The organism is Methyloligella solikamskensis (assembly GCF_042676065.1).
GTDB classification, from domain to species: domain Bacteria; phylum Pseudomonadota; class Alphaproteobacteria; order Rhizobiales; family Methyloligellaceae; genus Methyloligella; species Methyloligella solikamskensis.
The window spans coordinates 96382-122659 of sequence record NZ_JBHTJO010000002.1; the positions used below are offsets into that span (position 1 = coordinate 96382).

A 26278-nucleotide genomic window follows, 5' to 3' on the forward strand; every position below is an offset into this window, starting at 1 on the left:
ACGCTCCTAGAACGGCTCGTTGCGGAAGGCCGCCGCCGCCACAAGTCTCCCGTCGTCATCGTCTGGGTCACCGGATAGGGATTTGTCGTAAGTCCCTCGGAAGAGACTCGGAAGAAAGGAAAGGAGTGGCCATTCGTAGAAGACCGTTACGACGACGATGTCGTTACGCCCTCCCGGCTGGTAACGGTAATTGTCCTCGTCATCCTGTGGGAGGGCGCGGTCGGCCGCTCCAAAGCTGTCGTAGGTCTGGACGTCGAAACGGAGCTTGTCGCAGGTGAGCGGAGGCGTCACGCCATCGCACACCGCTTGCAGGAAGGCTTCTTTGCTCCCCTGCTGCGCCTGGCCTGTCCGAATGAGGCGCCCGGCCTCTGAGACGGTTTTCTCCAGGGCCACGTTGCCTGCATACCGCAGAGCGACATCGAAGAGCCCAAGGAGAAGGAGCATGAACACAGACCCGATGATCGCGAATTCAAGCGCGGAGGCGCCCTTCTTGTCGCGGCGGAATCTGCGCAGATGCCGGACGCCGTCTCGAAAAATAATCATGAATGATCCAGCAAGCATGGAGGACATCGTCCCTAATGTGGGTAGGATTAAATGTAAGCTGTTAAAAATGCGATAAAGAGAAAGAAAGGAGAAGGTTAACGGCAAAAATAATACTTATACTAAAATTTGATATAAATTTTATGCTGTTTTTAATGTTATTAATTACTTGAGGGAAGGAAATATTAGCTAGCGTACCCATGTAAAAAGCCGCATATATTCAAGCAATAGCCAATAGGCGCGGCTAGCTATGGGTAGGTGAAATGATCACGAAAAAACTCGCCCGTCTCACGGCGGATTTCTCTCGCTCACGTCGCGGAAGCGTCGCCATCCTCTTTGGGGTGGTGCTTCTGCCCCTCGTGATCGCGATGGGCGTGGGTTTCGATTACGGCCGCGCGCTTCTTGTGCGCGATCGCATGCACGAGGCGGCCGACGCTGCGGCCCTCGCCATCGGGTCCTGGCCGGACATGGACAAGGAGGCGCTGAAGGAAAAGGCGCAGCAATTCTTCGACGCCAACTACTCGGATGGGACGCTCGGGGCGTCCGGAAAAATCAATGTCCGCTTCGACAAGGACAACAACATCTTTGTGACGGTCACCGGCGAGATGCCCACGACCTTCATGAAGCTCGCGAACGTCAAGCAGATGGACGTTGCCGCCCAGACCATGGTGACCAAGGAGGAGCGAAACATCGAGCTTATCCTGGTCCTCGACACGACCGGCTCCATGCGCAACGGCGGCAAGATGAATGCCCTGAAGAACGCCGCCCGCGAGATGGTCAATACCCTGTTCAATGGGAAATCCACTTCCGACACCCTCAAGGTAGGCGTTGTGCCATTTTCCGCTGCGGTGAATGTCGGCTCGCAGATGAGCAACTCGCCATGGCTCGACCGGAGCGGCGCATCCAGCATCGCCAAAGAGGACTTCGTGCCCGGCACCAATACCTGGACGCTGTTCAGCAAGCTCCGCAACAAGAGCTGGGCCGGTTGCGTGCGCGAGCGGGCCGAGCCCTACGAGTTGACCGACGCCGCGCCGTCGAACTCCGACAAGGACACGCTCTTTGCGCCATACTTCGCACCGGACGAGCCGGACCCGGAGGAAGACTCCGGAGGTGGATGGTGGGGCGGAAGCAGTGGGCCCAACTACGCCAACAACTATCTAGACGATCAGAATCCGCAGAGCTGCAGTGGCTGGGGTTGGTATCAAACGTGTCAGGACTCTATGAACGATGAGCAGATCCAGAGAGACACGCGGAAATACGACAACGCCTACGTCAACAGCAGCACCTACGGACCGAACTATCTCTGTCCGCCGAACCCCGTCACGGCGCTGACGGACAACAAGAGTAAAGTTCTCAGTGCCATCAACGCGCTGGAGCCGGACGGCAGCACGGTGATCCCGGCGGGTCTGCTCTGGGGCTGGCGTCTGATCTCCCCCGGCGCACCCTTCTCGGAAGGTGCAGCTTATGACGACGAGACCTGGATCAAGGCGATCGTGCTGCTCACCGACGGTGAGAACAGCGTGAACGGCGGCAGCAACTACCACAACAAGTCGATCTATAACGCGTTCGGTTATGCCGCGAAGGGCCACCTCGGAAATACGAACGGCTACGAAGCCGAAGACGAGCTCGATGAAAAGACCTCGACCGTCTGCTCGAAGATCAAGGCTTCCAACATCCGGCTCTATACGATCGGCTTCCAGGTGAGCGGCCAGGTTCAGAACCTGCTGCGCTCCTGCGCCACCGAACCGGACATGTTCTACAATTCGCCGAGCAACTCGCAGCTCGCCGGCGTCTTCCAGGATATCGCCCAAGGCCTGGGTGAGCTTCGTATCGCCCGGTAGCGGACAGGAGATCCTGGTCTGCGGTAAACGCGCAAGGGCGAGAGAGCATCGGACAGCAGAAGGGCCGGAGTCGATCCTCCGGCCCTTCTTTTGTTGTTGACCCTGCGGCTTGCCGCCTATTGCACCCCGGAAGCAGCCGATCCCTGACCCATGCCCTGCTTTGCGGAGAGCTGCTTCTGAATGGTGTCGAAATATTCCGAGTTGTCGCCGATAGCGAGCGGTGAGGTGCATTTGGGTGCGCAGTATACGGTCTCATTGTTCCGCGCGCCGCGATGCACTGTGATCATGCCGTTAGAGGGGTCGGAGACCGTCAGATCGCTCTCTTCGATAATGTCGCCCTTGGCATTGACCACGATCAGATTGGTCCGGCCGAACGACTTACCGGTCACGACCAGCAGCTTGGAGTTCTGGACGGCGATGTCGGCGATCGAGGGATTGCCGACAATGATCTCCGCCGCGGGCTCCTCCAGATGCACGAGCTTGGCCTTGTCGAGCGGCACTTCAATTACACCTTCCGCAAAGGCCTGCGGGATAGCCCCGCCCGTAAATGCGAGGGGCAGCGTGAGGGCGAGTGCCCAGAGAGATGCTCTAAATCCAGTGACGTCGCGCATAAGGCGGGTCCTTCCGACTTCAGTCCTGTCCGAGCTTGGTCTGGAAAAGGTGAAGGATTCGCAAATCCCTGCGCCGTTTCTGTACGGCCCCGGCCGGGTAGCGGCGGGGAGTTTCGCGCCGCCAAACACCCGGTAGTGGAGATCGATAAGCGCATAAAATCTGAGTAAAAAGCGATCTTATTTCAATGAAAGCCCGGCAGCTTTTAGAAGTTGCTTGGAAAACAAGGAATAAAGAGAAGGTCGACTGAGATCCGGGTATGGCCGACAGTGGCGACCACCCATGTTGCCCGGCGAATACAATTCGTTAACTATAAGTCGTTGGAATTATTCTTTTCGTTTAACTTGGCCGTAACGCGGGACCGCTATGGTCTCCACAGTTCGAGCCGTCCTGAGGCGATCAACAGTCAGGGACGGCGAACTGGGTGCTGTGAAAATCTGTGAAAGGAACTGTCGAAATGAAAAATCTTGTTACGCGTTTCGCGAAAGACGAATCCGGTGCAACCGCCATCGAGTATGGCCTCATCGCCGCCGGCATCTCCGTCGCCATTATCGCTCTCGTGAATGCGATCGGCGGCAATCTGGAGACCGTCTTCACGTACATCCGCGATGAGCTGGGCACGGTTCCGACCGAGTAAGCTAATTGCTAGTTCAGGACTGTACGGAAGCCGCCCCTGCACGGGGCGGCTTCTTTTTTGTGGGGAAGCGTTTTCAACGCTCCCTTAGCGTTTGAACCGCATACTCCTCACCATCGTATGGGAGCCCGCCGGTCATGATCCAAGACCTTCTTATCATCACGATCTTTCCCGCCTGCATGGCGTTCGCTGCAGCGATGGATCTGATCACCATGACGGTCCCGAACCGGATTCCCCTGATACTGGTCGTAGGGTTTGCCTGTCTCGCGCCCCTTATTGGACTGAGCCTGCCTGAGATCGGCATCCAGACCGCAGCCGCCATCGGCGCTCTTGTCATCGGCTTCGGCATGTTCGCCATGGGCTGGATCGGCGGCGGCGATGCGAAGCTCTTCGCCGCAACCGTCCTGTGGCTGGATCCGCAGTCTCTGCTCGTCTACGTCATGTTCTCTGGCATCCTGGGCGGGGCGCTGACCCTTCTGCTGCTCGCCTATCGCAGCTATCCGCTCCCGCCCGCCATGATGTCCCAAGCGTGGGTTTCGCGCCTGCACCACCCGCAGGAAGGCGTGCCCTACGGCATCGCGCTCGCCGCTGGCGGTCTCATCGCCTATTCCGGAACGCCCTTCATGGCAGCACTGGGCACCTAGCGACGCCTCTACAGACGTCACCTTCTTCTCAAAGGGCGGGACGCGGGAAGCGTCTCGCCCTTTTTCATTGCACGATTTCGAGGCAGCGGCGGCCAATTTGGCACGGGCATTAACTCGCCGTTGAGAATTCGCGAGGCACAGTGGTCATGTTGCGCGAAACGCCGGGGGCGTGAGGAGTTCATTCGAATGAAAAAAGGCAGAATCATTGTTCTGGCCATTGCCTTCGTGGCCGCCATCGGCGCTGCCATGATGGCGCGCAACATGGTCTCTGACACAGAAACCGTTACGATCGAGAAGACTGTCGGCGCGAAGGACGTCTTGGTGACGGCAAAGGATTTCCGGCTCGGCGATGCCGTGACCGAAGACTCGCTCAAATGGCAGGAATGGCCCGAAGAAGGGGTTACGCCGGATCTCATCACCCGCGATCAGAATCCCGACGCCGTTAAGAACCTGATGGGTTCGATTGCGCGCGCACCCTTCATCGCCGGCGAGCCGGTCAAGGGACAAAAGCTCATCAAGGCGGGCGAGGGCGGCGTGCTCGCTGCGATCCTGCCGTCCGGCATGCGCGCGATTTCGACACCGATCAGCGAGGAGAGCGCGGCCGGTGGATTCATTCTGCCTAACGACCGCGTCGACGTCATCTTGAGCAGGCGGATCCAGGTCGGCAACGCGGATCAACAGGTCAGCGAGACGATTTTGCGCAACGTGCGCGTCCTCGCCATCGGCCAGACGCTCGAGACAACCGGTGAAGAGAAGGTCGTTTCCGGCGCCACGGCGACTTTGGAACTGACGCCTCGGCAAACCGAAATTCTTTCGCTCGCCCAGTCGATGGGACAGCTCTCGCTCTCGCTTCGCAGTCTCGCCGACACGCCCAAGCCGGGCGATACGGTGGACATCCGCAACGAGAAGAGCGGGTCCGTCAAAATGCTGAAATACGGCGTGCCGTCTCAGGTCTTTGGAGTGAACTGAGCACCATGAGCACGTCACGGGGGATAACAGGAAAAGGCAGGGAAATGGCTCGGTTACGTAAGCTGGTGTCCGTCTTGTGCGCCGTCGCGCTCGCAATCGGTCCGCTTGTCCCGGCACCGTCCGCAGCGACGGAGCGGAGCACGTCGCTCATCCGGGTGACCGCGTCCTCTGTTCCGGCCGTCCGCCAGATCGACCTGGGGCTGAACAAGTCCATGGTTGTCGAGCTTCCCGTGGCCGTGCGCGACGTGATGGTCTCAAACCCTGCAAAGGTCGACGCCGTCATGCAGACCTCCCGCCGCGCCTACGTTATCGGCAAGGAGCTCGGCGAGGCGAACGTCTTCTTCACGGACCAGAATGGCAATCAGGTTCTGACTCTGGAGCTCAATATCCAGCGCGATCTTTCGGCTCTGGAAGGACTGCTCGCCCGCCTCATTCCAGGTTCCGATATCCAGGTCGAGGCTTTCGGCGGCAACATCCTGTTGACCGGCCGCGTCGAGACCCCCCAGGACGCCACGCGTGCAAGCCAGATCGCCAACAGTGTCATCGCGTATGACCCTGACGCTCCGGCCACCACGACCAGCATGGGCGCCGGCGCTGCCGGTGTCGGCGGCATGGCGGAACACACGAGCATCGGCACCGAGCAGCGCAAGGTGATCAATATGATCACAGTCGAGGGCGAAGAGCAGGTGATGCTGAAGGTCTCCGTCGTCGAGATGGAGCGCAACACTGCGAAGCAGCTTGGCGTGAACCTTGAGGCGTTGGTGAATTCCGGGAACTTCCAGTTCGCCGCCTTGAGCCAATTGCCGTTCCCGGTGAACCAGGGGCCGATCGCGCCTGCGCAGGCTGCCGTCGGGTGGGCAAGTGGCTCGAATAGCGCCGACGCTATGCTTCAGGCGCTGGAGCAGAACGGTTTGATCCATACACTGGCGGAGCCGAACCTCACAGCGATCTCGGGCGAGACGGCCAACTTCCTGGCCGGCGGCGAATTCCCGATCGTCACGGGTATCGATACCACCACCAATACCGCATCGGTCGACTTCAAGCAGTTCGGTGTCGGGCTCGCCTTCACGCCCGTCGTGCTGTCGGAGGGCCGCATCAGCATGAAGATCTCGACCGAAGTCAGCGAGCTTTCCAACGAGGGCGCCATCGCCGTGACCGGCGGCTTCACAATCCCCGCCCTGAAGGTGCGCCGTGCCGAGACCACGGTCGAGCTGGCGAGTGGTGGGTCCCTGGTGATCGCCGGCCTGTTGTCGGATCAGTCCCGGCAGACCATTAGCGGTTATCCCGGCCTGAAAGATCTCCCGGTTCTGGGGACGCTCTTCCGCAGCCGCGACTACCAGAAGAACGAGACTGAGCTTGTGGTCATGGTGACGCCGTATATCGCGAAGGCTGTGTCCCGCAATGAGCTGACCCAGCCCGATCAGGGCTTCGGCTGGGCAAGCGACGTGAACGCCAATTTCATGGGGCAGATGAATCGGGTCTACGGACGCGAGCCGGAGGTCGTGCCCCAGGGTAATTTCGGTGGCGATGTCGGATTCATCGTCGAGTAGGAGAGAACGGAGAACGTGATCATGTCTGGATTTCCAAAAGTGCTCAGCCAGCGCCCCACAGGCGGCCGGTCTGCTGCCGCTCTCCTCGCCGTGCTGTTGTCGGGAACGGTCTTGACCGGATGCATGCAGGCCGGTCCGCGGTTCGAAGCGCCCTTCATGCTGGCCAATCCCACCGAGCGCCATCCGATCGTCGTATCGAATTCCGAAGCGCGGCTGGACATCCCGGTCTATGCCGGCTCCTACGGCCTGACCCGCAGCCAGGAGTCCCAGCTCTACAGCTTCCTTTCGGACTACAAGCGCAGCAGGGGGTCGAGGCTCGTCATCAAGGCGCCCGTCGGCGGTGACGAACGCGCGACGCGCGCAGTCTTCACCGATGTGAAGCAGGTTCTGCGCAGCCGCGGCTTCACCCAAAACGAGGTCGTGCTCGAGAGCTACTCGCCGGGCTACAAGTCATTCCAGGCCATCCGGCTGACCTACGACCGCTTCGTCGCAGAAGGACCGACATGCCCCGACTGGTCGGAAAACCTGGCCTATGACCCCAACAACGCGCCCTATCCAAACCTGGGCTGCGCTACCCAGCGGAACCTGGCCGCTCAGGTCGCCAATCCGCGCCACCTCGTGCAGCCGGCAGATGAAACGCCGCGTGCCAGTGAGCGCCGAGACACCGTGTGGGGCAATTACGTCAAGGGCGAGCCGACAGGCGCCGAGTGGAGGCCTGAGGCTCCGTCTGAGCGCGCCAACTCCAGCAATCTAGGAGCTCAGAGTGACTGATGCCGCGTACTCCATAGATCCGGAGGACGACGACGAGGCGCCCGCTCAAGGCACACCTCAGCGGGTCGATCCTATCCGCGCACGACCCGTCCCGCGGATCAACATTCAGGCTTTTTGCGAAGACCAGGACACCGCCGCCGCGATCCAGCATGCGAGCGAAGATCGCCGTCTTGCGAAAGCCCATGTGAACGTGCGCCTGGGTGGCGTCGAGGCTGCTGTCACCTTCTTCCGCAGCACCTCCACGCCGAATCTGATCATTATCGAGTCCTTCCTGAAGGGCGACGCGCTGCTGGCGGATCTGGACCGGCTGGCGGAGGTCTGCGATCCCGGAACGAAGGTTGTCGCTGTCGGTCACGTGAACGACGTGCTGCTCTATCGCGAACTGATAAAGCGCGGCGTGAGCGAATATGTTGTGGCCCCGATAAGCGTGGCTCAGATTATCGAGTGCATCTCCGATATTTACGCCAACCCTGACAGCGATCCGGTCGGCCAGACTGTGGCATTCATCGGCGCGAAGGGCGGCGCTGGGTCCAGCACGGTCTGCCACAACACCGCTTTCGCGATTTCGGCGGATCTGAAGGACGAGTCCGTCATCGTCGACCTGGATTTGCCCTTCGGGACAGCCGGGCTGGATTTCAACCAGGACCCAATCCAGGGGATTGCTGAAGCGCTCGCTTCACCGGAACGCATGGACGAGGTTCTGCTCGACCGCCTCCTGTCACGCTGCTCCGACCACCTGAGCCTGTTTGCGGCTCCTGGCACTTTGGACCGCACGCACGAGATCGAATCGGAATCTTGCGAGACGGTGTTGGACACGGTTCGGAACAATGTCCCATGGGTTGCCCTCGACGTGCCTCATATCTGGACCGAGTGGGCCCAGCAGGTCGTGATGCGCGCCGACCATGTGGTGCTGACCGCCGCACCCGATCTCGCCAATCTGCGCAATGCGAAGAACATCGTCGACCAGCTCAAGGCGAAGCGGGTGAACGATCGCCCGCCTTATCTCGTGCTTAACCAGGTCGGCATACCTAAACGCCCCGAGATTTCGATCAAGGATTTCGCCCAGGCCCTGGAACTCGATCCTGTGGTGGTGATCGACTTCGACGCGCCCCTGTTCGGGACGGCGGCGAATAACGGGCAGATGATCGAAGAGGTTTCCGAAAACTCAAAAGCCGCGGATCAGTTCCGCACCCTGGCCTACACCCTGACCGATCGGGTGGAGAGCAAGCGCGAATCCTCGTCGTTCCTGGGGTCGTTCCTGTCCAGCCTCGGTCTCAGTAAGAGTGCGTAGCGATGTTTGGTAAGAGGGGAACGAAAAAGAGCTTCTCCGAGGCCCCGCGCCCCGAAGAGAAACCGGAGCCGCGCGTGGCCGAACCGGACCGGGAGTCCGACGCCGCCGAGTCCGCGAAACCGGATTTCGAAGCCAGCCTGGAGTCTTCCGAGACACTGCCGGCTCAGGAAACGCCTCCCACCCCTATGGAGGAGATCAGGCCGAAAGTGGCGAAGCCTCGGTCGGACAAGCCGAGCCGCAATCGCTCCGAAGAGTATTACGACGTCAAGACGACCGTCTTCACGGCGCTGATCGACACGATCGATCTGACCCAGCTCGCGCGGCTCGATGCCGACGTGGCCCGGGAAGAAATCCGCGACATCGTCAGCGAGATCGTCGCCATCAAGAACGTGGTGATGTCTATCGCCGAGCAGGAAGAGCTGCTCGAGGACATCTGCAACGACGTGCTGGGCTACGGTCCGCTGGAGCCGCTGCTTGCCCGTGATGATATCGCCGACATCATGGTGAACGGCGCCGAGACCACATACATCGAAGTGGACGGCAAGGTGGAGCCGGCGTCGATCCGTTTTGCCGATAACGGCCAGCTGATGAATATCTGCCAGCGGATCGTGAGTCAGGTTGGCAGACGTGTCGATGAATCGAGCCCTATCTGCGACGCCCGTCTCCCAGACGGCAGCCGCGTGAACGTCATCGCGCCCCCGTTGGCCATCGACGGGCCGAGCCTCACCATTCGTAAGTTCAAGCGGGATCGACTCACTCTCGATCAGCTTGTCAGATACGGCTCGATCAGCCCGGAGGGCCGGACATTGCTGGCTATCGTCGGCCGAGTTCGCTGCAACGTGATCATCTCGGGCGGTACGGGCTCGGGTAAGACGACGCTGCTGAACTGCCTCACCGCCTATATCGAGCCGGATGAGCGAATCATCACCTGCGAGGACTCCGCCGAGCTCCAGCTCCAGCAGCCACACGTCGTGCGTCTCGAAACGCGTCCGCCCAATCTGGAGGGCGAAGGCGAGGTTACCATGCGCGACCTGGTGAAGAACTGTCTGCGTATGCGTCCCGACCGGATCATCGTCGGCGAGGTGCGCGGCCCGGAGGCCTTCGACCTCCTCCAGGCCATGAACACCGGCCATGACGGGTCCATGGGCACGCTCCACTCCAACAGCCCGCGCGAATGCATCTCTCGTCTGGAGAGCATGATCTTGATGGGCGGCTACAACCTGCCGGCCCATACCATCCGCGAGATGATCGTAGGCTCGGTGGACCTCATCGTTCAGGCGTCCCGTATGCGCGACGGCTCGCGCAAGATCACCAGGATCACCGAGGTCATCGGCCTCGAAGGTGACGTGGTGACCCTCCAGGATCTCTACCTCTATGACATAGAGGGCGAGGACGCCAACGGCCGCATCATCGGCCGTCACCGCACCACAGGTATTGCCCGGCCCGCGTTCTATGAGCGCGCGCGCTACTTCAACGAAGAAAAGCGTCTGTCCGAAGCGCTTTCCGCGGGCGAGGTGCTCGACGAAAGCGGCCGGCCGTTAGGAGACCACGTTGGTTAGCCCGGAGCTCTTCCAGACAGCCATTATCTTCATGGTCGCGCTCGCCGTCGGCGTCTTCGCCTATGTCCTGATCTCCCCGTATTTCAGCGAGAGCGAAGCGACCAAACGAGTAGGTAACGCCTCTCGCGGAGCGGCCAGCCGGCGGCTGGAACCCTCTGTCAAGCAGCCGATGCACATGCGCCGCAAGCAGGTGCAGGAGACGGTCAAGGAGCTAGAAGCCAAGCATAAAGCAAGCAAGCGGATCGATCTCAGAACGCGCATCCAGCGCGCCGGTTTTAGTATCAAGCCGCGGACCTTCCATCTGATCAGCTTGCTGACCGGCGTCGTCGGTTTCGTGTTCGTGCTGATCCTCGGATCGCCACTCTGGGTCGGCGTTCTGGCAGGTTTCGCCGCTGGTGTCGGGCTCCCGCGCTTCGTCTTGAAAAAGGCGGCGGAGCGCCGTCAGAACAAGTTCCTGGTCGAATTTGCCAATGCCATCGACATCATTGTTCGCGGCGTGAAGACCGGCCTTCCGCTCCTAGACTGTCTGCAGATCATCGCTAATGAATCGCCGGAGCCGGTGAAGAGCGCCTTCGTCGACCTCGTCGAGCAGCAGCGGGTCGGCATCCCTCTACCTCAAGCGTTCATGAGGATGTACGAGCGCATGCCGCTCCAGGAAGTGAACTTCTTTGCCATTGTGATCGCCGTGCAGGCCCAGACCGGTGGCAATCTCGCGGAAGCCCTGTCGAACCTGTCACAGGTCCTGCGTTCGCGGCACCAGTTGCAAGCGAAGGTGAAGGCCTACAGTGCCGAGGCGAAAGCGTCGGCCATGATCATCGGTGCGCTGCCGATACTGGTCATGTTGGCGATCTACATCATGACGCCGGACTATATCTCGACACTTTTCACAGACCGGATCGGCAATCTGCTCCTAATCGGCAGCGCGCTTTGGATGCTCACGGGCGTTCTGGTGATGCGCAAAATGATCAATTTCGATTTCTGACCATGGATTATCTCTTCCTCCTCCTCGACCGCCAATTCGTCATCATGCTGCTCGTCGGCATGGCGGCCTTCGCGACGGTGGCCACGCTGATCATGCCGCTCTTTGCTTCAGACAGGCTGGATTCGCGGATGAAATACGTTGCCGGCGAGAGGGAGCGCATGCGCGAAGAACGGATGGCGGCTCTCGCCGATCAGCAGCGCGAAGCGCGGCTCCGTCAGGATCCCCGCACATTCATGAAGCGCTTCGTCGATCGCTTTAACCTGCGCAAGGCCCTGGAGACGGAGGAGACGCACCAAAGGTTGAAAATGGCCGGACTGCGCGGTCAGGCCCCTGTCGTGGCCTTTCTGTTCTTCCGGGCCACCTTGCCGCTCGTGGCCTTCTTTGCAGCTGCTTTCTATCTGTTCTTTGTCTCTGCGTTCGAGCTCAGCGGTCTGATGAAGTTCTGCATCGCGGTCGGCGCCGCCTATCTCGGCTTCTACCTGCCGAACATCTTCATCACCAATCTTATTCAGAAGCGCCAGAAATCCATCAAGCAGGCCTTTCCGGATGCCCTCGATCTCCTTCTGATCTGCGTCCAGTCCGGCATGTCCATCGAGTCGGCGATGAATAAGGTCTCGACGGAGATCGGGCCGCAGTCTCTGGAACTGGCCGAGGAGTTTGCTCTCACGACGGCAGAGCTCTCCTATCTGCCTCAGCGTCGCCAGGCCTACGAGAATCTGGGCAAGCGTACGGGCGTTCCGGCCGTAAAGGCCGTAGGCACAAGCCTGCTTCAGGCGGAGCGATACGGTACCGGGCTCGGCCAGGCCCTGCGCGTCATGGCGAAAGAAAGCCGGGATGGCCGCATGAACGAGGCGGAGAAGAAGGCTGCAGCGCTGCCGCCGAAGTTGACGGTGCCGATGATCCTGTTCTTCCTCCCCGTACTCTTCGTCGTGCTCCTCGGCCCTGCAGCGATCAAGGTGTTCGATACGCTCGGAGGTTAGTGCGCAAGGCCTGAGAGCGAGCGACAACATTTTCTATAAGCGATAAACGGGCCGGATCCCCCGATCAACAGACCGGCCGCGGAAAACCTGCCTGCGCTGCTGTCCAGGCTGTGCGGCGCCGACGCCGCCCGTAGCCATCCGAAAAAGGCGGCGTCCGGAAACGCCGCCTTCGCTTTCTCGAAAAAATTGAGCTGGCTCTTAGTCCAGGTCGGAGCGCAACAGGCTCGCTGCCGCCGCAGCGTCACCCTGACTTTGCGCGGGCTGGCCCGGTGCCGCCTGGGCGACCGCCGTCCGTGCAGGCGTGATTTTCTTTGCCACCGTGGTCGACTGTGTGGCGCTAGGCTCGTAGCGCTGAGCAACGACCGGACGCCGGACCTCGGCGGGGATCGGGATGTTCCGGGAGGCGACCGTCGACGGCGCCTGTACGGGGCGCTTCTGAGCGACGCTGGAGCCGGAGCTCTGGGACCGCTCGGCCTCGATTGCGGCCTGGCTCGAAGCCGTCTGAACGCTCTGGGGAAGCCGGCCGGCAGGCCGCGCCGGCGCATTGCCGGCAAGGGTGCTGGACGCGGCCATGTGGACGGGCTGGGAGGCTTGGCTCGGCTGGCCGTGGGGCCCAAAGGGAGCGTAATCCTGGGCAGGGGGCTCTGGCACCGGCTCAGGCTCGGCAGCGGCCATCTGGGTCGGCTTGTTCAGCATCTTGCGCAGGTAAGCGACGTTCTGGTTCGCATCTTTTTTGTCGGCGCCCACCGAGGCCACCTGTGTGGCTTCGTTGAACTTGCCCTGCAAGCCGATCACCAGAGCGAGGTTCTGGCGCACCCGCTTGTCGGTCGCGCCGCTTGCAACAGCCTTCCGCAGCAGCGTCTCGGATTCCTTCGCCTTGCCGTCCAGCGCATAGGAGAGCGCGAGATTGTTGATCACGGAGGTCGAGTCCGGCTTCTGCTTCAGCGCGGCCTGGAAATAGCGCTGGGCGTTCGCATGATCGCCCTTCTTGGCGAGCAGCGTCCCTTGCGCCGAAAGGGTACGCCAATCGTTGACGCCCTTCTTCTGAGCCACCGCGAGAGATTTCTGGGCGATATCCGTCCGCCCTAGCTCCAGTGCCACCCGGCCGAGCTGGGCTGCGATCTCGCCGTTGCCCGGGTTCGCCCGGAAACCGTTATTCAGGACGGTCAGCGCCTGCTGCTTGTTGCCCGTGGCCTTCAGCGCATAGGCGTAGCCCAGCACCATCCGCGGATCGCTCGGCTTGCGCGCATAGGCCGACGCCCACTGGCCAACCTTGGCGCGGTTCGACTGAGCGCCGCTCAGCGACGCCGAATCCACGGTCGGCAGATCCATGCCGTTCGTTCCGATGAGCCCGGTGCCGCCGGTTTTGTTGCAGCCGCCGAGCAGGGCTGCTGCGGCTGTGGTCAGGATCAAGACCTTAAAGAATGAACGGCGGGACCCTTCGGTGTCGAAAGAGACGGGAAACATGCACAAACCTCGTTGGCGACCGTAATCACGGCCGCTTCACTGCATTCGCTCCCGTTACTTTCTGATACACGCGTCAAAAAAGAATTAACCATAAGCGCTTGGAAAGGCATGAAAAGTTAACCGGCGTTAAGGAGTTGGCGTCTGAAGGGCGGCGCGGGCTAGGCGCCAGCCGGGTAGCGTTCGGCCATCTCGGCTTTGGCGCCATCCAGCCATTCCGCCATTTCCGGCATGGCCAGGATCGTCTCGCCATACGCGGCAGCCCTGCCGTCGTCGCCGAAATCGGACAGGTCCACCTGGAAGGTTTTGAATCGCGTGGCGACCGGCGCGTACATGGCATCGGCGATAGAGAAGCGTCCGAAGAGAAACGGGCCGTCGGCGGCATGCTTCGCCCGTGCGCCGGCCCAGATGGCGACCACCCGGGAGATATTGTGCTGCAGCGGTTCGGTCAGCTCCGGCGTCGGCAGGGTGCTCACCAGATCCATGGGCATGTCGTTGCGCAGCGCCTGGAAGCCGGCATGCATCTCCGCGGACACCGCACGCGCCTCGGCCCGGGCCTGCTCGTACTCCGGCCACCAGCCGGCCTCCGGATGCCGCTCTGCCAGGAATTCGAGAATGGCGAGAGAATCCCAGACCAGGAACCCGTCCGTCTTCAGCGCCGGCACCTTGCCCGACGGCGAATGGTCAAGGATCGACTTCTTGGTCTCCAGCCCACGGCGCAGGACGATATACTCCTCCTCGAACGGCACGCCGAAATGCTTCATGGCCAGCCAGGGCCGCAAGCTCCACGACGAATAGTTCTTGTCTCCAACCACGAGCCGGTAGCCATGCTCAGCCATTCTTGTCCTCCGCCACTGTCTTCCCGGTCACTGTCTTCCCGGTCATTCTCTTGCCTGCCATTGTCATCGGCGCAATGCCCTGCCATTAATGCGGCGCGCGCACAAGCTTGGCCACAACGCTGCGGAATCCATGGCAAATAATGCAAATACCCTGGAGGCCCTCGGCCTCCAACTGAAGACGTTCATCGCCGAGAAGGAAGCCGACGCTACGCCGATCTGGCTCGTCGGCTCTCTCGAAGACGGTACTCTCGATCAACTGAGTGAAGGCCAGCGGGCCTGGGTCGAAAGCCAGAACTGGCAGCCCGCGGCCGGAGCGACCCTGGTGCTGCCGGGGGAGAATGGCGCCATCGGCGGCGTGCTGCTCGGCACCGGCGGCGAGGGCTGGGAGAAGGATAAACCCTTCCTCCCCGGCGGCCTCCCCGGGAGCCTGCCGTCCGGCGACTACGCTTTCGCAAGCGATCTTCCCGATCCGGAGCTTGCAAGCCTCGCCTGGCTCGCCGGCTGCTACCGCTTCACCCGCTACAAGGCCGATCAGACCAAGCCGGCCCGCCTAAAGCTGCCCGAAGGCGCCGATCCCGATAAGGTTACGGCGCTGGCGCAGGCCACCTATTTCGGCCGTGATCTGATCAACACGCCGGCCAACGATCTCGGCCCAGCCGAGTTGGAGACGGCCGTGCGCGATCTCGGCCACACCTTCGGCGCCAGCGTGAAGGTCACCGAAGGCCGCGATCTCCTGGCCGACAATTTTCCCATGATCCATGCGGTCGGCCGCGCCAGCGATCGGCCCCCGCGGCTGATCGACCTCACCTGGGGCAAGCCGGACGCGCCGAAGCTCACAATCGTGGGCAAGGGCATCTGCTTCGATACCGGCGGTCTCAACATGAAGCCGGGCAGCGGCATGCTTCTAATGAAGAAGGATATGGGCGGGGCCGCCGCGGCTCTGGCCACCGCCTTCCTCGTCATGCAGGCAGATCTGCCCGTGCGCCTTCGCGTGCTGATCCCCGCGGCCGACAACAACATCTCCGGCAATGCCTTCCGCCCCGGCGACGTGCTGCAGAGCCGCAGCGGCAAGACCGTCGAGATCGGCAACACCGATGCCGAAGGCCGCCTCGTCTTGGCCGATGCGTTGGCCCTCGCCGACGAGGAAGAGCCGGACTATCTCATCACGTTTGCGACGCTCACAGGCGCGGCCCGCTCCGCACTCGGCCCGGACCTGCCACCGCTCTATAGCGACGACGACGATTTTGCCCAGGCGCTTCTGGAGGCGGGCACGAAAACGGGCGATCCCGTCTGGCGCATGCCCTTCTGGAACCCCTACGACGAGTGGCTGAAGAGCTCCATCGCCGACGTGAACCACATCTCCCAAGGGCCCTTCGCCGGCTCCATCACGGCAGCGCTCTTCCTGCGCCGCTTTGTGGAGAAAGCGAAGCGCTTCGCACATTTCGACATCTATGGCTGGGTGCCGCGTCCCACGCCGGGCCGGCCCCAGGGCGGCGAGCCCCACGGGGCGCGGGCGCTCTTCGCGTTCCTTCAGAAGACCTTCGGCAAGGCGGAGGGCTAGCGCGTGACCACGGACGGTCCGCCAGACCCCCGGCTTCACCCTTATCGCGACGACCTCGCCGCCGATTACTTGCGCGGGCAGATCGAGGCGCCTCGCTATGTCGAAGGCACGGCCTATCGCGTCGCGGTTTCCCATCTGCCGCTGCGGCGGGCCCCGAAAGCCGATGCCCCGTTGGAGACCGAAGCCCTCTTTGGCGAGACGGCGACCGTCTATGACGAAAAGGACGGCTGGGGGTGGGCCCAGATCCAGGACGGTTATGTCGGCTATCTGAAGATGGAAGGTTTGGCGGAAGACGCACCCAAGCCTACCCATCGGCTCACGGCGTTGCGCAGCTATCTCTATCCGAAACCGGACATCAAGACGCCGCCCCTCGATCTGATCAACATGAATGCGCTCCTGGTAGCGGACGGCAAGGAAGGACCCTTCCTGCCCCTTGCAACAGGCGGCTATGTCTTCGCCCGCCACGCAAAGCCGCTTCAGACTGCGGCGGAGGACTACGTCGCCATCGCCGAGATGTTCCTAGGCACGCCGTATCTCTGGGGCGGCAAGACGAGCCTCGGCCTCGATTGCTCAGGCCTCGTGCAGCTCTCGCTTCAGGCAGCTGGCTTCGACTGCCCGCGGGATACGGATATGCAGCGGGGCGCGCTTGGCGAAAAGGTAGAAGATCTCGCAGATCTCCGCCGCGGCGATATCGTCTTCTGGCCCGGCCATGTCGGCATCATGCGCTCCACCATCGCGCTGCTCCACGCCAACGCCCACCACATGGCGGTGGCGGTCGAGCCACTGGAAGATGCGAAGGCGAGGATTGCCAGCGAAGGGGCTGCGGAGATGGAGGTGAGGCGGATGCCCGCTCTCAGCGGCGGCGGGGCCGCCGTCTAGATCACGTTGAAGAGATACAGCAGGATGATGATGGGGATCGGGATTCCGATTATCCATAGAATGACGCCGCGCATGAAAACTGCTCCGTCTACGTCTCCAGATTTCAGGAGATAAGAACGTCGCGTTCGGCGGCCGGTTCCTGCGGCAAACTTCCCTAGGTCGAAACGGCGTCCGTCCCGGCAGCCTCCAGCTCGAAGGCCGCGGCCAGCAGAGCCTTCGTGTAATCCGTCTTCGGATTGTCGAACACGGCGTCCGCCGGCCCTTTCTCCACCACCTTGCCGTCGCGCATCACGATGATGGAGTTGGCGAGCGCCCGGACCACCTTCAGGTCGTGGCTGATGAAGAGATAGGCGAGGCTGTAGCGCTTCTGTAGGTCGCGCAGGAGATCCACGATCTGGGCCTGCACCGAAACGTCCAGCGCCGAGGTCGGCTCGTCCAGCACCAGGAATTTCGGCTCCAGCACCAGAGCGCGCGCAATGGCGATGCGCTGCCGCTGTCCGCCGGAGAATTCGTGCGGGTAGCGGTCCTGGGTGGCGGGGCTGAGCCCCACCTCCTTCAGCGCCTTGGAGACCCGCGCCCGGCGCTCGTCGGCGCTCAAGCCGCGCTTCTGCACCAGCAGCCCTTCCTCGATGATCTGGCTGACCGAGAGCCGAGGGGACAGCGACCCATACGGATCCTGGAAGACGATCTGCATCTCCCGCCGGTAAGGGCGCATCTCCTTGCTCTCCAGCCCGTCGATGCGGTTGCCGAGATAGACCACAGGCCCTTCGCTTGAAATGAGCCGGAGTAGGGCGAGGCCCAGCGTCGTCTTGCCGGAGCCGGATTCGCCAACCACGCCGACCGTCTGGCCTTCCTGCACGGCAACATCGACGCCATCGACCGCCTTGATATAGCCGACCGTCCGCCGCAGGAAACCGCGGCGGATCGGGAACCAGACCTTCAGATCGTCGGCCTCCAGAATGACCGGCGCCTTTGGGTCTGCCTTCGGCGGCTTGCCCTTGGGCTCCGAGGCGAGGAGATGCTTGGTGTAGGGGTGCTTCGGCGCCTTGAAGATCTGCTTGGTCGACCCGTGCTCGACGATCTCGCCATTGGTCATCACGCAGACCCGGTCCGCCATCTTCCGCACGATCCCCAGATCGTGGGTGATCAGCAGCATGGCCATGTCGAGCTTCTCGCGCAGCCGCAGCAACAGCTCCAGGATTTGCGCCTGAATGGTCACGTCGAGCGCCGTGGTCGGCTCGTCCGCGATCAGGAGATCCGGATCGTTGGCCAGCGCCATGGCGATCATCACGCGCTGGCGCTGACCGCCGGAAAGCTGATGAGGATAGGAATTGAGTCGCTCTTCCGGATTGTCGATGCCCACCGCATCGAGCAGCTCCAGCACCCGTACCTGGGCCGCCTTGCCGGAGATGCCCTGATGGATGGTCATCACCTCCGCCACCTGCTTCTCGATCGTGTGCAGCGGGTTCAGGGAGGTCATGGGCTCCTGGAAGATCATGGAGATCTCATCGCCGCGGATCTTGCGCAAATCCGACTGACGCATCTTCAGGATGTTCTTGTCCTTGTAGATGATCTCGCCGCTCGGATGGTTCGCCGCCGGGTAGGGCAGCAGCCGCAGGATCGAAAGCGCGCTGACCGTCTTGCCGGAGCCGGATTCGCCCACCAGTGCCACCGTCTCCTTCTTGCCGATGTCGAAGGAGATGCTCTTCACCGCATGAACGGCGCTCTCTCCTTTGCCGAAATCGACCGAGAGGTCCTTCACGGTCAGGAGCTTATCGCCGCCGCGGGTCGCGTCGTTATCGGTCGTCGTGCCGTCAGTGGCCATGAGACGTCTCCGTCGCTGCGTCGGCGCAGCCTTCGCATTCTACTTCGACCGTTGCGTGGTTCAGTCCGAACCGCTCGGCCAGCCGTTGCTTGATGCCGCGCACCACATCGTCCATCGCCGTCGGCTGCTCGATGGAGGCGTGGAGGGTCACCATGGATCGCTCCTGGGTGATCGCCCAGACATGGACGTGATGCACATCCTCGACGCCGGCTACGTTGGCCACCAGGTCGGGCCCGATCTCCCGGCTGTCGACCTCGGGTGGAGCGCCTTCCAGCAGGATATGGGCTGAGGCCTTCACCACGTACCAGCCGCTGCGCAGGATGATCAGCGCGACCAGCACCGAGAGCAGGGGATCGATCGGCGTCCAGCCGGTCCAGTAGATCACGCCGCCCGCGGCCAGCGCGGCCACGGAGCCCAGCAGGTCACCCAGCACATGGACCGCGGCGCCCCGCACATTGAGGTTTTCGCGGTCGGCGCCATGGAGCAGCCAGAACGCGCCGATATTCACAAGGAGACCCAACGCGGCCACGATCATCATGACCCCGCCTTCGACCTCGGCGCCTTCGGTGAGACGCTCATAAGCTTCGTAGACAATCCACGCGGCGATCACGAAGAGCGTTAGCCCGTTCACGAAGGCCACCAGCACCTGGAACCGGTCGAACCCGTAGGTGCGCTTCCAGTCGGCCGGTCGGCGGGCCAGCCGGAAGCCGAACCAGGCAAGCGCGAGCGACGCGAAATCGGTCAGCATGTGGCCCGCATCGGCGATCAGCGCCAGAGACCCGGAGATCACACCGCCCACCACCTCGGCGATCATAAAGAGACCGGTGATGGCCGCGGCGAGCGCCATGCGCGTCTCGTTGCTCTTGTTCACGTGGTTATGGTCGTGAGAGCCGTGCATCCGCTTATCCTTCCGCCGCGCCGTAGGCCTTGCGCGGATCGAAGGCATCGCGCACCGCCTCGCCGATGAAGATCAACAGGCTCAGCATGATGCCGATGACGAAAAAGGCCGTCAGCCCGAGCCAGGGCGCATGCAGGTTGTCCTTGCCCTGGGCCAGCAGCTCGCCGAGGGACGGCGATCCCGGCGGCAGGCCAAAGCCGAGGAAGTCCAGCGACGTCAATGTGGTGATCGAGCCGTTCAGGATGAAGGGCATGAAGGTCAGGGTCGCCACCATGGCGTTGGGCAGCAGGTGCTTCCACATGATGGTCCAATTGCCCAGGCCCAGCGCCTTGGCCGCGGTGACGTATTCGAAATTGCGCGCCCGCAGGAACTCCGCCCGCACCAGCCCGACCAACGCGACCCAAGAGAAGGCCAGCAGGATGCCGAGCAGGATCCAGAAATTCGGCTCGATGACGGCAGCCACGATGATCAGCAGATAGAGCTGGGGCACGCTGGTCCAAATCTCGATGAAGCGCTGGAACAGCAAGTCCGTCCACCCGCCGAAATAGCCCTGCACGGCGCCGGCCGCCACGCCGATGACCGACGAGAGCAAGGTCAGCACCAAGCCGAACAGCACCGAGATGCGGAAACCATAAATGATGCGCGCGACCACGTCCCGGCCCTGGTCGTCAGTGCCGAGCCAGTTCCACTCCAACTCGTCGTTGCAAGGGTGGAAGCCGTCCTCGATCGCCTTCTCGCAGTCTTCCTTGGTCAGAAGCCAGGTCGGCTTCGACGGGAAGGCCATGGGCGGGTCCTTGTTCTCCGTGTTGTAGGAGAAGCGGATCGGCGGCCACAGTATCCAGCCGTCCCCGTCCACCTCGATCATCTCCTGCACGGCCGGATCGCGGTAGTCGGCCTCCGTCTCGAAGAAGCCGCCGAATGTGGTTTCGGGATAGGATTTGAAGATCGGGCTGTAGAGCTCGCCCTGATAGTCGACCAGCAGCGGCTTGTCGTTGGCCACGAACTCGGCGAACAGGCTGATGACGAACAGGATCAGGAAGATCCACAGCGACCAGTAGCCCCGCTTGTGGGATTTGAAGATCGTCCAGCGCCGCTTGTTGACCGGCGAGACCCTGATCCAAGGGCGGTTTGCTGCCGCCGCTTCGGCGGCTTCCTGTTCTTCGATGGCGACATCGGTGGGAGCGTCCATATCAGACCTCCCTCGTCTCGAAATCGATACGCGGATCGACCCAGGTATAGGTGAGATCCGAGATCAGATTCATGATCAGCCCGAGCAAGGAGAAGATGTAAACGGTCGCGAACACGACCGGATAGTCCCGGTTCACAACGGATTCGAAGCCGAGCAAGCCGAGCCCGTCCAGGCTGAAGATGGTCTCAATCAGCAAGGAGCCTGCGAAGAACGCCCCAATGAACGCGCCAGGGAAGCCGGCGATAATGATCAGCATGGCGTTGCGGAAGATGTGCCCGTAGAGCACTGAGTGCTCGGTGAGCCCCTTGGCCCGCGCCGTCATCACGTATTGCTTCCGGATCTCCTCCAGGAACGAGTTCTTGGTGAGGAAGGTCGTGGTCGCGAAGGCCGAGAGGGCCATGGCGAACATCGGCAGCACGAGATGCCAGAAATAGTCGAGGATCTTCGAATACCAGGGCAGCTCCGACCAATTCTCCGAGACCAGCCCCCGCAACGGGAACCAGCTAAAGAACGAGCCGCCGGCGAACAGCACGATCAGGAAGACCGCCACCAGGAAGCCCGGGATCGCGTAGCCCAGAATAATCGCGCTGCTGGTCCAGACATCGAACTTGCTGCCGTCGGAGACCGCCTTCCGGATTCCGAGCGGGATGGAGATCGAATAGGAGATCAGCGTCATCCAGAGCCCGAGCGAGATGGAGACCGGCATCTTTTCCCAGATCAGCGAGAGCACGCTGGTGTCGCGGTAATAGCTCTCCCCGAAATCGAAGCGGAGATAATCCCAGACCATCAGGCCGAAGCGCTCATAGGCCGGCTTGTCGAAGCCGAACTGCTTCTCCAGGCTCTTGATGAATTCGGGATCAAGGCCCTGCGCGCCGCGGTATTTGGAGTTAGAGGAGACGTCTCCCGGCGACATCTGCGATCCGCCGCTGCCGCTGAAATCGCCCCCGCCGCCGCTGATCTTCGCCGTCGCGGAGACGTCGGAGCCCGTAAGCTGGGCGATCATGCGCTCCACCGGCCCGCCCGGTGCGAACTGCACAACCACGAAGGTCATCAGCATGATGCCGAGCATGGTCGGGATGATCAGCAGAACTCTGCGGAAGATATAGGCTGTCATGCAGGTCCGGGTTGCGTTGCCTTAGTTGGTCTTATGGAGCTGTCGCAAATCTCGATACAGCATGTTTCGCAGTCTCATGCCACAGGGGGCGGAACGTTCGTCCAGGCGTCAGTCCAGGCGTCTCTTGCGGAAGCGGATCACGACTAGGGCCAGTAGCCCGGCGAAGACGAGCGCAGCGATCAGATAGCCGATGGCGAAATCGTCCTCCTCCGGCGCCTCGGCCTTCTGCACGGTCTCGTCTTCCTGCAGGGGATCGCGCGGGCCGTCCTGCTTAGCGTTGGCGGTGATCTTCGAATCCGCGACCGCGCTGCCGGCAAGCGCCTCGGCCTTTGCCTCGTCATACCACCACGTATCGAGAATGCCGCGCTCGAAACGGGGCTTCTGCTCCGGCTGTGAGAACTTGTCCCAATAAGCGACCGTGTGGGTGCCCTTGTACCAATGGGGCACCCAGTAATGGCCGGCGCGCAGCACCCGGTCCAGCGCCCGCGCCGCCGTCACCAGCTCGCCACGGCTCTCCGCCTCGATGATGTGGGATATCAGCTCGTCGGCCGCCGGGTTGGCGATGCCCGCCAGGTTAAGCGAGCCTGTCAGATTGGCGGCCTCCGAGCCGAAATAGCTGCGCAGCTCCGGTCCCGGCGTCAGCTCCATGCCGTAGCGCTGGGTCACGACGTCGAAGTCGAACCCCTTCAGCCGCTGCTGATACTGGGAGGGGTCGACCATGCGCATGCGTGCCTGGATCCCCAGCCGCTTCAAGTTGCGGATATAGGGCGCCGTCACGCGCTCGAAGGCCGGCTCGAAATTGAGGAACTCCAGGGTCAGCGGTTCGCCGTCCGCATTGACGCGAACGCCGTTTTCGACCGTCCAGCCAGCCTCCCTCAGGAGCGCATCCGCCTTCTTCAGAAGCGATCGGTCGTGGCCCGAGCCGTCGGTGGCCGGCGGCGTGTAGGCCTCGCCCTTCGCCGCTTCCGGGACATCGGCGGAGAGGGAATCAAGCAGCGCCAGTTCCTTGTCCGTCGGCTTGCCTTCGGCCCGCATGGCGGAGTTCTCGAAATAGCTCTGGGTCCGGTCGTAGAGCCCGTAGAAGAGATTGCGGTTGGTCCACTCGAAATCGAAAGCAAGCCCGAGCGCCTCGCGCACCTTCGGGTCCTTCAGGGCATCACGCCGCGTGTTCAGGAACCAGCCTTGGGTGCCCGACGGCGTCTCGTCGGGCAGGGTCTTTTTCTGGACGCGCCCCGACGTGATGGCGGGGAAGTCGTACTCCGTAGCCCAGACCTTGGAGGTGAACTCCTCGCGGAAATCGTAGGTGCCGGCCTTGAAGGCTTCCATCGAGGCCGTGCGGTCGCGGAAATATTCGAAGCGGATCTCGTCGAAGTTCCAGCGGCCCTTGTTCACCGGCAGGTCTTTCGCCCAATAGTCGGGATCGCGCTTATAGGTGATGTTCCGCCCCTGGCGCAGGTCCTCGACCTTATAGGGGCCGGAGCCCATGGGTGGCTCCAGGGTCGTCTCGGCGAAATCCTTGTCGGCGTAGTAGGCCTTGGAGAAGATCGGCAGTCCCGCAACGGTCAGCGGCAGATCCCGGACCTGGTTGCCCTTGAACTGGTAGCGCACCGTCTCGTCGTCGATCGCCTCGGCGCTCTCCACGTCGCGGAGCATCTGGCGGTAGAGCGGGTGGCCCTTCTCCTTCAGGGTCTCCAGGGAGAAGACCACGTCTTCCGCCGTGAGCTTGCTGCCGTCATGGAAGCGGGCCTCGGGGCGGAGCTTGAAGGTCACGGACATGCCGTCATCGGCGACCTCGCCCGATTTCGCCACCAGCCCATAGACAGCATCCGGCTCGTCCTGGGCGCGGGTCATCAGGCTGTCGAACAGCATCTCCATGCCCTGCGCCGCATCGCCTTTGAGGATGTACGGGTTGAGGCTGTTGAAGGTGGTGACGCCGCCCCAGCCGATCAGGCTGAAGCGGCCGCCCTTGGGCGCATCCGGATTGACGTAGTCGAAATGCTCGAAATCCGCCGGGTATTTCAGATCGCCAAAGGCCGAAAGACCGTGCTTCGGCTCTGAAGCTTCGGCCCCGAATGCTCCGAAAACCAGAGCGGCGGCAAACAGGCAGGCGGCGATGCTGCCGCGATGGGTCGGCCTCGCGCTCACCGCCATCTAGTTCGCGCCTCCGGGCAGCTTGGCGGCCTTCTCCTTGTCGTACCACCAGACCTGCATGAAGCCGGGCGTCAACTTAGGCAGCGTCTCCGGCTGGTCGTAGCGGTTCCAGTAGGCGATGCGGTCCACCGGCGAATACCAGTGAGGCACCACGAAATCGTTCCACAGAAGCACCCGGTCCAGGGCATGGGTCGCCGCGATGAGTTCCTCCCGGTCCTTGGCGAAGATCACCTTGTCGACAAGCTTATCGATCGCCGGGTCCTTGATGCCGATCAGATTCTGGCTGCCTTCCCGGTCCGCCGCATCCGAGCCCCAGTAATAGCGCTGCTCATTGCCGGGCGAGCGCGACTGGGCGAAGCTTGCGACGATGATGTCGTAATTGAACCGTTGAAGGCGGCGCGTGTACTGGGCGGAATCCACTAGGCGCTCGGTCGCCTTGATGCCCAGCTTCTCCAGATTGCGCATATAGGGCTGCACGACGCGCTCGAAGAGCGGGTTTACCAGCAGGAACTCCACCTGCATCTTCTCGCCCGTCTTCTCGTTGGTGAGCGCACCGTTCTTCACCTTCCAGCCGGCCTCGTTCAGAAGCTTCATGGCTTTGCGCAAGTTTGCGCGTAGGCCGCCCTTGCCCTCGGTGGTCGGGTTCTCGTGCACCTCGGTGAAGACCTCCGGCGGCACCTGATCCTTCACCTCGTTGAGGATTTCAAGCTCGCGCCCCTCGGGCAGCTTCTTCGGGGCGGCGAGCTCCGTATTCTCGAAATAGCTGCCCACCCGCTCGTACTGTCCAAAAAACAGGTTCTTGTTGGACCATTCGAAATCGAAGGCGAGATTGAACGCACGCCGGACGCGCGGGTCCTGGAACTTGGCGCGCCGGACATTGAAGGCGAAGCTCTGCATGGGAGCGGCGTTCCCCACGGGCACTTCTTCCCGCTTGATCCAGCCCTTCTCGACAGCCTCGAAATCGTACGCGGTCGCCCAGTTTTTCGAGCTGGATTCGTTGTGATAATCGAGCGAGCCCGCCTTGAACCCTTCGAAGGCCACCGTCGGATCCCGGTAATAGTCGAAGCGGATCGTGTCGTAGTTGTACTGGCCCTTGTTGATGGGCAGATCCTCGCCCCAGTAGTCGTCCACCCGCGCATAGGTGATCGAGCGGCCCGGCACGACCTTCCCGATCTTGTATGGGCCTGAACCAAGTGGCGGCTCCATGGTGGTCTTCAGGGGATCGCGCTGATTGCCCTTCTCGTCCTTTCCCGTCCACCAATGCTTCGGCAGGATGGTGAGCTGCCCCATGATGAAGGGAAGCTCCCGATTGTTCTTGGAGTCGAACGTGAAGGTGACCTGGCGGTCGCCGGTCTTCTCCGCCGATTTCACGTTCTTGTAGTAGAGGCCGAGCTGCGGATTGGCCTTCTTATTGATTTCCAGGCTGTAGATCACGTCTTCGACGGTAATCGGCTTTCCGTCATGCCATTTCGCGCCGTCGCGCAGCTTGAACGTGACCGAGGAATAATCGTCCGGATGGGAGATCCATTCGGCGATTTGCCCATAAGCGGTCGATTCCTCGTCCAGGCTGCTGGAGGTCAAGGACTCGTAGATCAGCCCGAGGCCTGCCGCGGACGCGCCCTTGTAGAGAACCGGGTTGAGGCTATCGAACCCGCCAATCGCCGCCATGCGCACCCGGCCGCCCTTTGGCGCATCGGGGTTCACATAGTCGAAATGCGTGAAATCCGCCGGATATTGCGGTTCGCCCACGAGCGAGATGGCGTGCTCATGAGCCTCGTCCTGATGGGCCTCTTCGGCGCTGACAGCGGACGGCCCGGTCAGGACCAAAGCGGCCAGCAGAAGGGTTGCGAAGCTCAAGCCGGAGATGCGGGAAAAGATCATGCTGGATTTTCTGCTCGACAAGGACGGATGGAAACGGCCTGAAGCAGGGAGGCCCGAACCCGAGCTTATGGGCAGAAAAGGGCCTCAAAGTGCCAGCGCAACAGGCG

At 62.0% G+C, this 26278-nt stretch carries 22 protein-coding genes; 12 read left to right on the forward strand and 10 right to left on the reverse strand.

Features of this window, described 5'->3' with window-relative positions:
* Positions 1-6: 6 nt before the first annotated feature.
* On the reverse strand, positions 7-543 hold the full coding sequence (locus ACFQ2F_RS13435) for a TadE/TadG family type IV pilus assembly protein (protein ID WP_379090908.1): 537 nt from the start codon (positions 541-543) through the stop codon (positions 7-9).
* Between the two features lie 260 nt (positions 544-803).
* Here ACFQ2F_RS13435 and ACFQ2F_RS13440 point away from each other — a divergent pair, with 260 nt between their 5' ends.
* The gene (locus tag ACFQ2F_RS13440; RefSeq protein ID WP_379090910.1) at positions 804-2381 is read left to right on the forward strand and encodes a pilus assembly protein TadG-related protein; all 1578 of its coding nucleotides are present in this window, start codon (positions 804-806) and stop codon (positions 2379-2381) included.
* A gap of 116 nt (positions 2382-2497) precedes the next feature.
* On the opposite strand, the gene ACFQ2F_RS13445 is transcribed toward ACFQ2F_RS13440, so the two are convergent.
* A complete protein-coding gene (locus ACFQ2F_RS13445; RefSeq protein WP_379090912.1) occupies positions 2498-2992 on the reverse strand; it encodes a pilus assembly protein N-terminal domain-containing protein in 495 nt (164 codons plus the stop codon).
* A 455-nt stretch (positions 2993-3447) separates the two neighbouring features.
* On the opposite strand from ACFQ2F_RS13445, the gene ACFQ2F_RS13450 reads away from it, so the two are divergent.
* The 9 genes from ACFQ2F_RS13450 to ACFQ2F_RS13490 all read left to right on the forward strand — a co-directional run bounded on the left by ACFQ2F_RS13450 (position 3448) and on the right by ACFQ2F_RS13490 (position 12370).
* Complete coding sequence (locus tag ACFQ2F_RS13450) at positions 3448-3627, forward strand: Flp family type IVb pilin (protein ID WP_379090914.1); 180 nt, start codon at positions 3448-3450, stop codon at positions 3625-3627.
* A gap of 134 nt (positions 3628-3761) precedes the next feature.
* Positions 3762-4268, forward strand: a complete 507-nt coding sequence (locus ACFQ2F_RS13455; RefSeq protein WP_379090916.1) for an A24 family peptidase — start codon at positions 3762-3764, stop codon at positions 4266-4268.
* Positions 4269-4454: 186 nt separating this feature from the next.
* Complete coding sequence (gene cpaB, locus ACFQ2F_RS13460; RefSeq protein ID WP_379090918.1) at positions 4455-5237, forward strand: Flp pilus assembly protein CpaB; 783 nt, start codon at positions 4455-4457, stop codon at positions 5235-5237.
* A 44-nt stretch (positions 5238-5281) separates the two neighbouring features.
* Complete coding sequence (locus tag ACFQ2F_RS13465; RefSeq protein WP_379090920.1) at positions 5282-6787, forward strand: type II and III secretion system protein family protein; 1506 nt, start codon at positions 5282-5284, stop codon at positions 6785-6787.
* A gap of 21 nt (positions 6788-6808) precedes the next feature.
* On the forward strand, positions 6809-7558 hold the full coding sequence (locus ACFQ2F_RS13470) for a CpaD family pilus assembly protein (protein ID WP_379090922.1): 750 nt from the start codon (positions 6809-6811) through the stop codon (positions 7556-7558).
* Complete coding sequence (locus tag ACFQ2F_RS13475; protein WP_379090924.1) at positions 7551-8849, forward strand: AAA family ATPase; 1299 nt, start codon at positions 7551-7553, stop codon at positions 8847-8849. Before ACFQ2F_RS13470 ends, ACFQ2F_RS13475 begins: the two co-directional genes overlap by 8 nt.
* Positions 8850-8851: 2 nt before the next feature.
* Entirely contained in the window at positions 8852-10408 is a 1557-nt protein-coding gene (locus tag ACFQ2F_RS13480) for a CpaF family protein (RefSeq protein ID WP_379090926.1), read from the forward strand.
* Positions 10401-11390, forward strand: coding sequence for a type II secretion system F family protein (locus ACFQ2F_RS13485; protein ID WP_379090928.1), 990 nt, complete (start codon positions 10401-10403; stop codon positions 11388-11390). The genes ACFQ2F_RS13480 and ACFQ2F_RS13485 overlap by 8 nt, the downstream gene beginning before the upstream one ends.
* A 2-nt stretch (positions 11391-11392) precedes the next feature.
* The gene (locus ACFQ2F_RS13490; protein WP_379090930.1) at positions 11393-12370 is read left to right on the forward strand and encodes a type II secretion system F family protein; all 978 of its coding nucleotides are present in this window, start codon (positions 11393-11395) and stop codon (positions 12368-12370) included.
* A 198-nt stretch (positions 12371-12568) separates the two neighbouring features.
* On the opposite strand, the gene ACFQ2F_RS13495 is transcribed toward ACFQ2F_RS13490, so the two are convergent.
* Entirely contained in the window at positions 12569-13837 is a 1269-nt protein-coding gene (locus ACFQ2F_RS13495; protein WP_379090932.1) for a tetratricopeptide repeat protein, read from the reverse strand.
* Between the two features lie 158 nt (positions 13838-13995).
* Entirely contained in the window at positions 13996-14673 is a 678-nt protein-coding gene (locus ACFQ2F_RS13500; RefSeq protein ID WP_379090934.1) for a glutathione S-transferase family protein, read from the reverse strand.
* Between the two features lie 130 nt (positions 14674-14803).
* Here ACFQ2F_RS13500 and ACFQ2F_RS13505 point away from each other — a divergent pair, with 130 nt between their 5' ends.
* Both ACFQ2F_RS13505 and ACFQ2F_RS13510 read left to right on the forward strand, forming a co-directional pair.
* Complete coding sequence (locus ACFQ2F_RS13505) at positions 14804-16234, forward strand: leucyl aminopeptidase family protein (RefSeq protein ID WP_379090936.1); 1431 nt, start codon at positions 14804-14806, stop codon at positions 16232-16234.
* Between the two features lie 3 nt (positions 16235-16237).
* Positions 16238-17113 (forward strand): NlpC/P60 family protein, encoded by an 876-nt coding sequence (locus tag ACFQ2F_RS13510; RefSeq protein WP_379090938.1) that lies wholly within the window; start codon positions 16238-16240, stop codon positions 17111-17113.
* Positions 17114-17267: 154 nt separating this feature from the next.
* Here the strand turns inward: ACFQ2F_RS13510 and ACFQ2F_RS13515 are convergent, their stop codons facing one another.
* From ACFQ2F_RS13515 to ACFQ2F_RS13540, 6 genes are all read right to left on the reverse strand, one after another.
* On the reverse strand, positions 17268-18938 hold the full coding sequence (locus ACFQ2F_RS13515) for an ABC transporter ATP-binding protein (RefSeq protein ID WP_379090940.1): 1671 nt from the start codon (positions 18936-18938) through the stop codon (positions 17268-17270).
* Positions 18928-19836 carry a cation diffusion facilitator family transporter gene (locus ACFQ2F_RS13520; protein WP_379090942.1) on the reverse strand — a complete coding sequence of 303 codons (909 nt, stop codon included), beginning with the start codon at positions 19834-19836 and terminating at the stop codon, positions 18928-18930. The genes ACFQ2F_RS13515 and ACFQ2F_RS13520 overlap by 11 nt, the downstream gene beginning before the upstream one ends.
* Positions 19837-19840: 4 nt before the next feature.
* Entirely contained in the window at positions 19841-21025 is a 1185-nt protein-coding gene (locus ACFQ2F_RS13525) for an ABC transporter permease (protein WP_379090944.1), read from the reverse strand.
* Between the two features lies 1 nt (position 21026).
* Positions 21027-22139: a microcin C ABC transporter permease YejB gene (locus ACFQ2F_RS13530; RefSeq protein ID WP_379090946.1), complete on the reverse strand. Its 1113-nt coding sequence runs from the start codon at positions 22137-22139 to the stop codon at positions 21027-21029.
* Between the two features lie 108 nt (positions 22140-22247).
* Positions 22248-24290: an extracellular solute-binding protein gene (locus ACFQ2F_RS13535; protein ID WP_379090948.1), complete on the reverse strand. Its 2043-nt coding sequence runs from the start codon at positions 24288-24290 to the stop codon at positions 22248-22250.
* Positions 24291-26171 (reverse strand): extracellular solute-binding protein, encoded by a 1881-nt coding sequence (locus tag ACFQ2F_RS13540; RefSeq protein WP_379090950.1) that lies wholly within the window; start codon positions 26169-26171, stop codon positions 24291-24293.
* Positions 26172-26278 lie beyond the last annotated feature (107 nt).

What these genes read in the sequence shown, in the direction of transcription:
- ACFQ2F_RS13440 (WP_379090910.1), top strand. Translation starts at nt 804, where the DNA reads ATGATCACGAAAAAACTCGCCCGTCTCACGGCGGATTTCTCTCGCTCA.
- ACFQ2F_RS13435 (WP_379090908.1), bottom strand. Translation starts at nt 543, where the DNA reads ATGATTATTTTTCGAGACGGCGTCCGGCATCTGCGCAGATTCCGCCGC.
- ACFQ2F_RS13495 (WP_379090932.1), bottom strand. Translation starts at nt 13,837, where the DNA reads ATGTTTCCCGTCTCTTTCGACACCGAAGGGTCCCGCCGTTCATTCTTT.
- ACFQ2F_RS13540 (WP_379090950.1), bottom strand. Translation starts at nt 26,171, where the DNA reads ATGATCTTTTCCCGCATCTCCGGCTTGAGCTTCGCAACCCTTCTGCTG.
- ACFQ2F_RS13480 (WP_379090926.1), top strand. Translation starts at nt 8,852, where the DNA reads ATGTTTGGTAAGAGGGGAACGAAAAAGAGCTTCTCCGAGGCCCCGCGC.
- ACFQ2F_RS13445 (WP_379090912.1), bottom strand. Translation starts at nt 2,992, where the DNA reads ATGCGCGACGTCACTGGATTTAGAGCATCTCTCTGGGCACTCGCCCTC.
- ACFQ2F_RS13515 (WP_379090940.1), bottom strand. Translation starts at nt 18,938, where the DNA reads ATGGCCACTGACGGCACGACGACCGATAACGACGCGACCCGCGGCGGC.
- ACFQ2F_RS13450 (WP_379090914.1), top strand. Translation starts at nt 3,448, where the DNA reads ATGAAAAATCTTGTTACGCGTTTCGCGAAAGACGAATCCGGTGCAACC.
- ACFQ2F_RS13500 (WP_379090934.1), bottom strand. Translation starts at nt 14,673, where the DNA reads ATGGCTGAGCATGGCTACCGGCTCGTGGTTGGAGACAAGAACTATTCG.
- cpaB (WP_379090918.1), top strand. Translation starts at nt 4,455, where the DNA reads ATGAAAAAAGGCAGAATCATTGTTCTGGCCATTGCCTTCGTGGCCGCC.
- ACFQ2F_RS13505 (WP_379090936.1), top strand. Translation starts at nt 14,804, where the DNA reads ATGGCAAATAATGCAAATACCCTGGAGGCCCTCGGCCTCCAACTGAAG.
- ACFQ2F_RS13490 (WP_379090930.1), top strand. Translation starts at nt 11,393, where the DNA reads ATGGATTATCTCTTCCTCCTCCTCGACCGCCAATTCGTCATCATGCTG.
- ACFQ2F_RS13520 (WP_379090942.1), bottom strand. Translation starts at nt 19,836, where the DNA reads ATGCACGGCTCTCACGACCATAACCACGTGAACAAGAGCAACGAGACG.
- ACFQ2F_RS13535 (WP_379090948.1), bottom strand. Translation starts at nt 24,290, where the DNA reads ATGGCGGTGAGCGCGAGGCCGACCCATCGCGGCAGCATCGCCGCCTGC.
- ACFQ2F_RS13525 (WP_379090944.1), bottom strand. Translation starts at nt 21,025, where the DNA reads ATGGACGCTCCCACCGATGTCGCCATCGAAGAACAGGAAGCCGCCGAA.
- ACFQ2F_RS13465 (WP_379090920.1), top strand. Translation starts at nt 5,282, where the DNA reads ATGGCTCGGTTACGTAAGCTGGTGTCCGTCTTGTGCGCCGTCGCGCTC.
- ACFQ2F_RS13530 (WP_379090946.1), bottom strand. Translation starts at nt 22,139, where the DNA reads ATGACAGCCTATATCTTCCGCAGAGTTCTGCTGATCATCCCGACCATG.
- ACFQ2F_RS13455 (WP_379090916.1), top strand. Translation starts at nt 3,762, where the DNA reads ATGATCCAAGACCTTCTTATCATCACGATCTTTCCCGCCTGCATGGCG.
- ACFQ2F_RS13470 (WP_379090922.1), top strand. Translation starts at nt 6,809, where the DNA reads ATGTCTGGATTTCCAAAAGTGCTCAGCCAGCGCCCCACAGGCGGCCGG.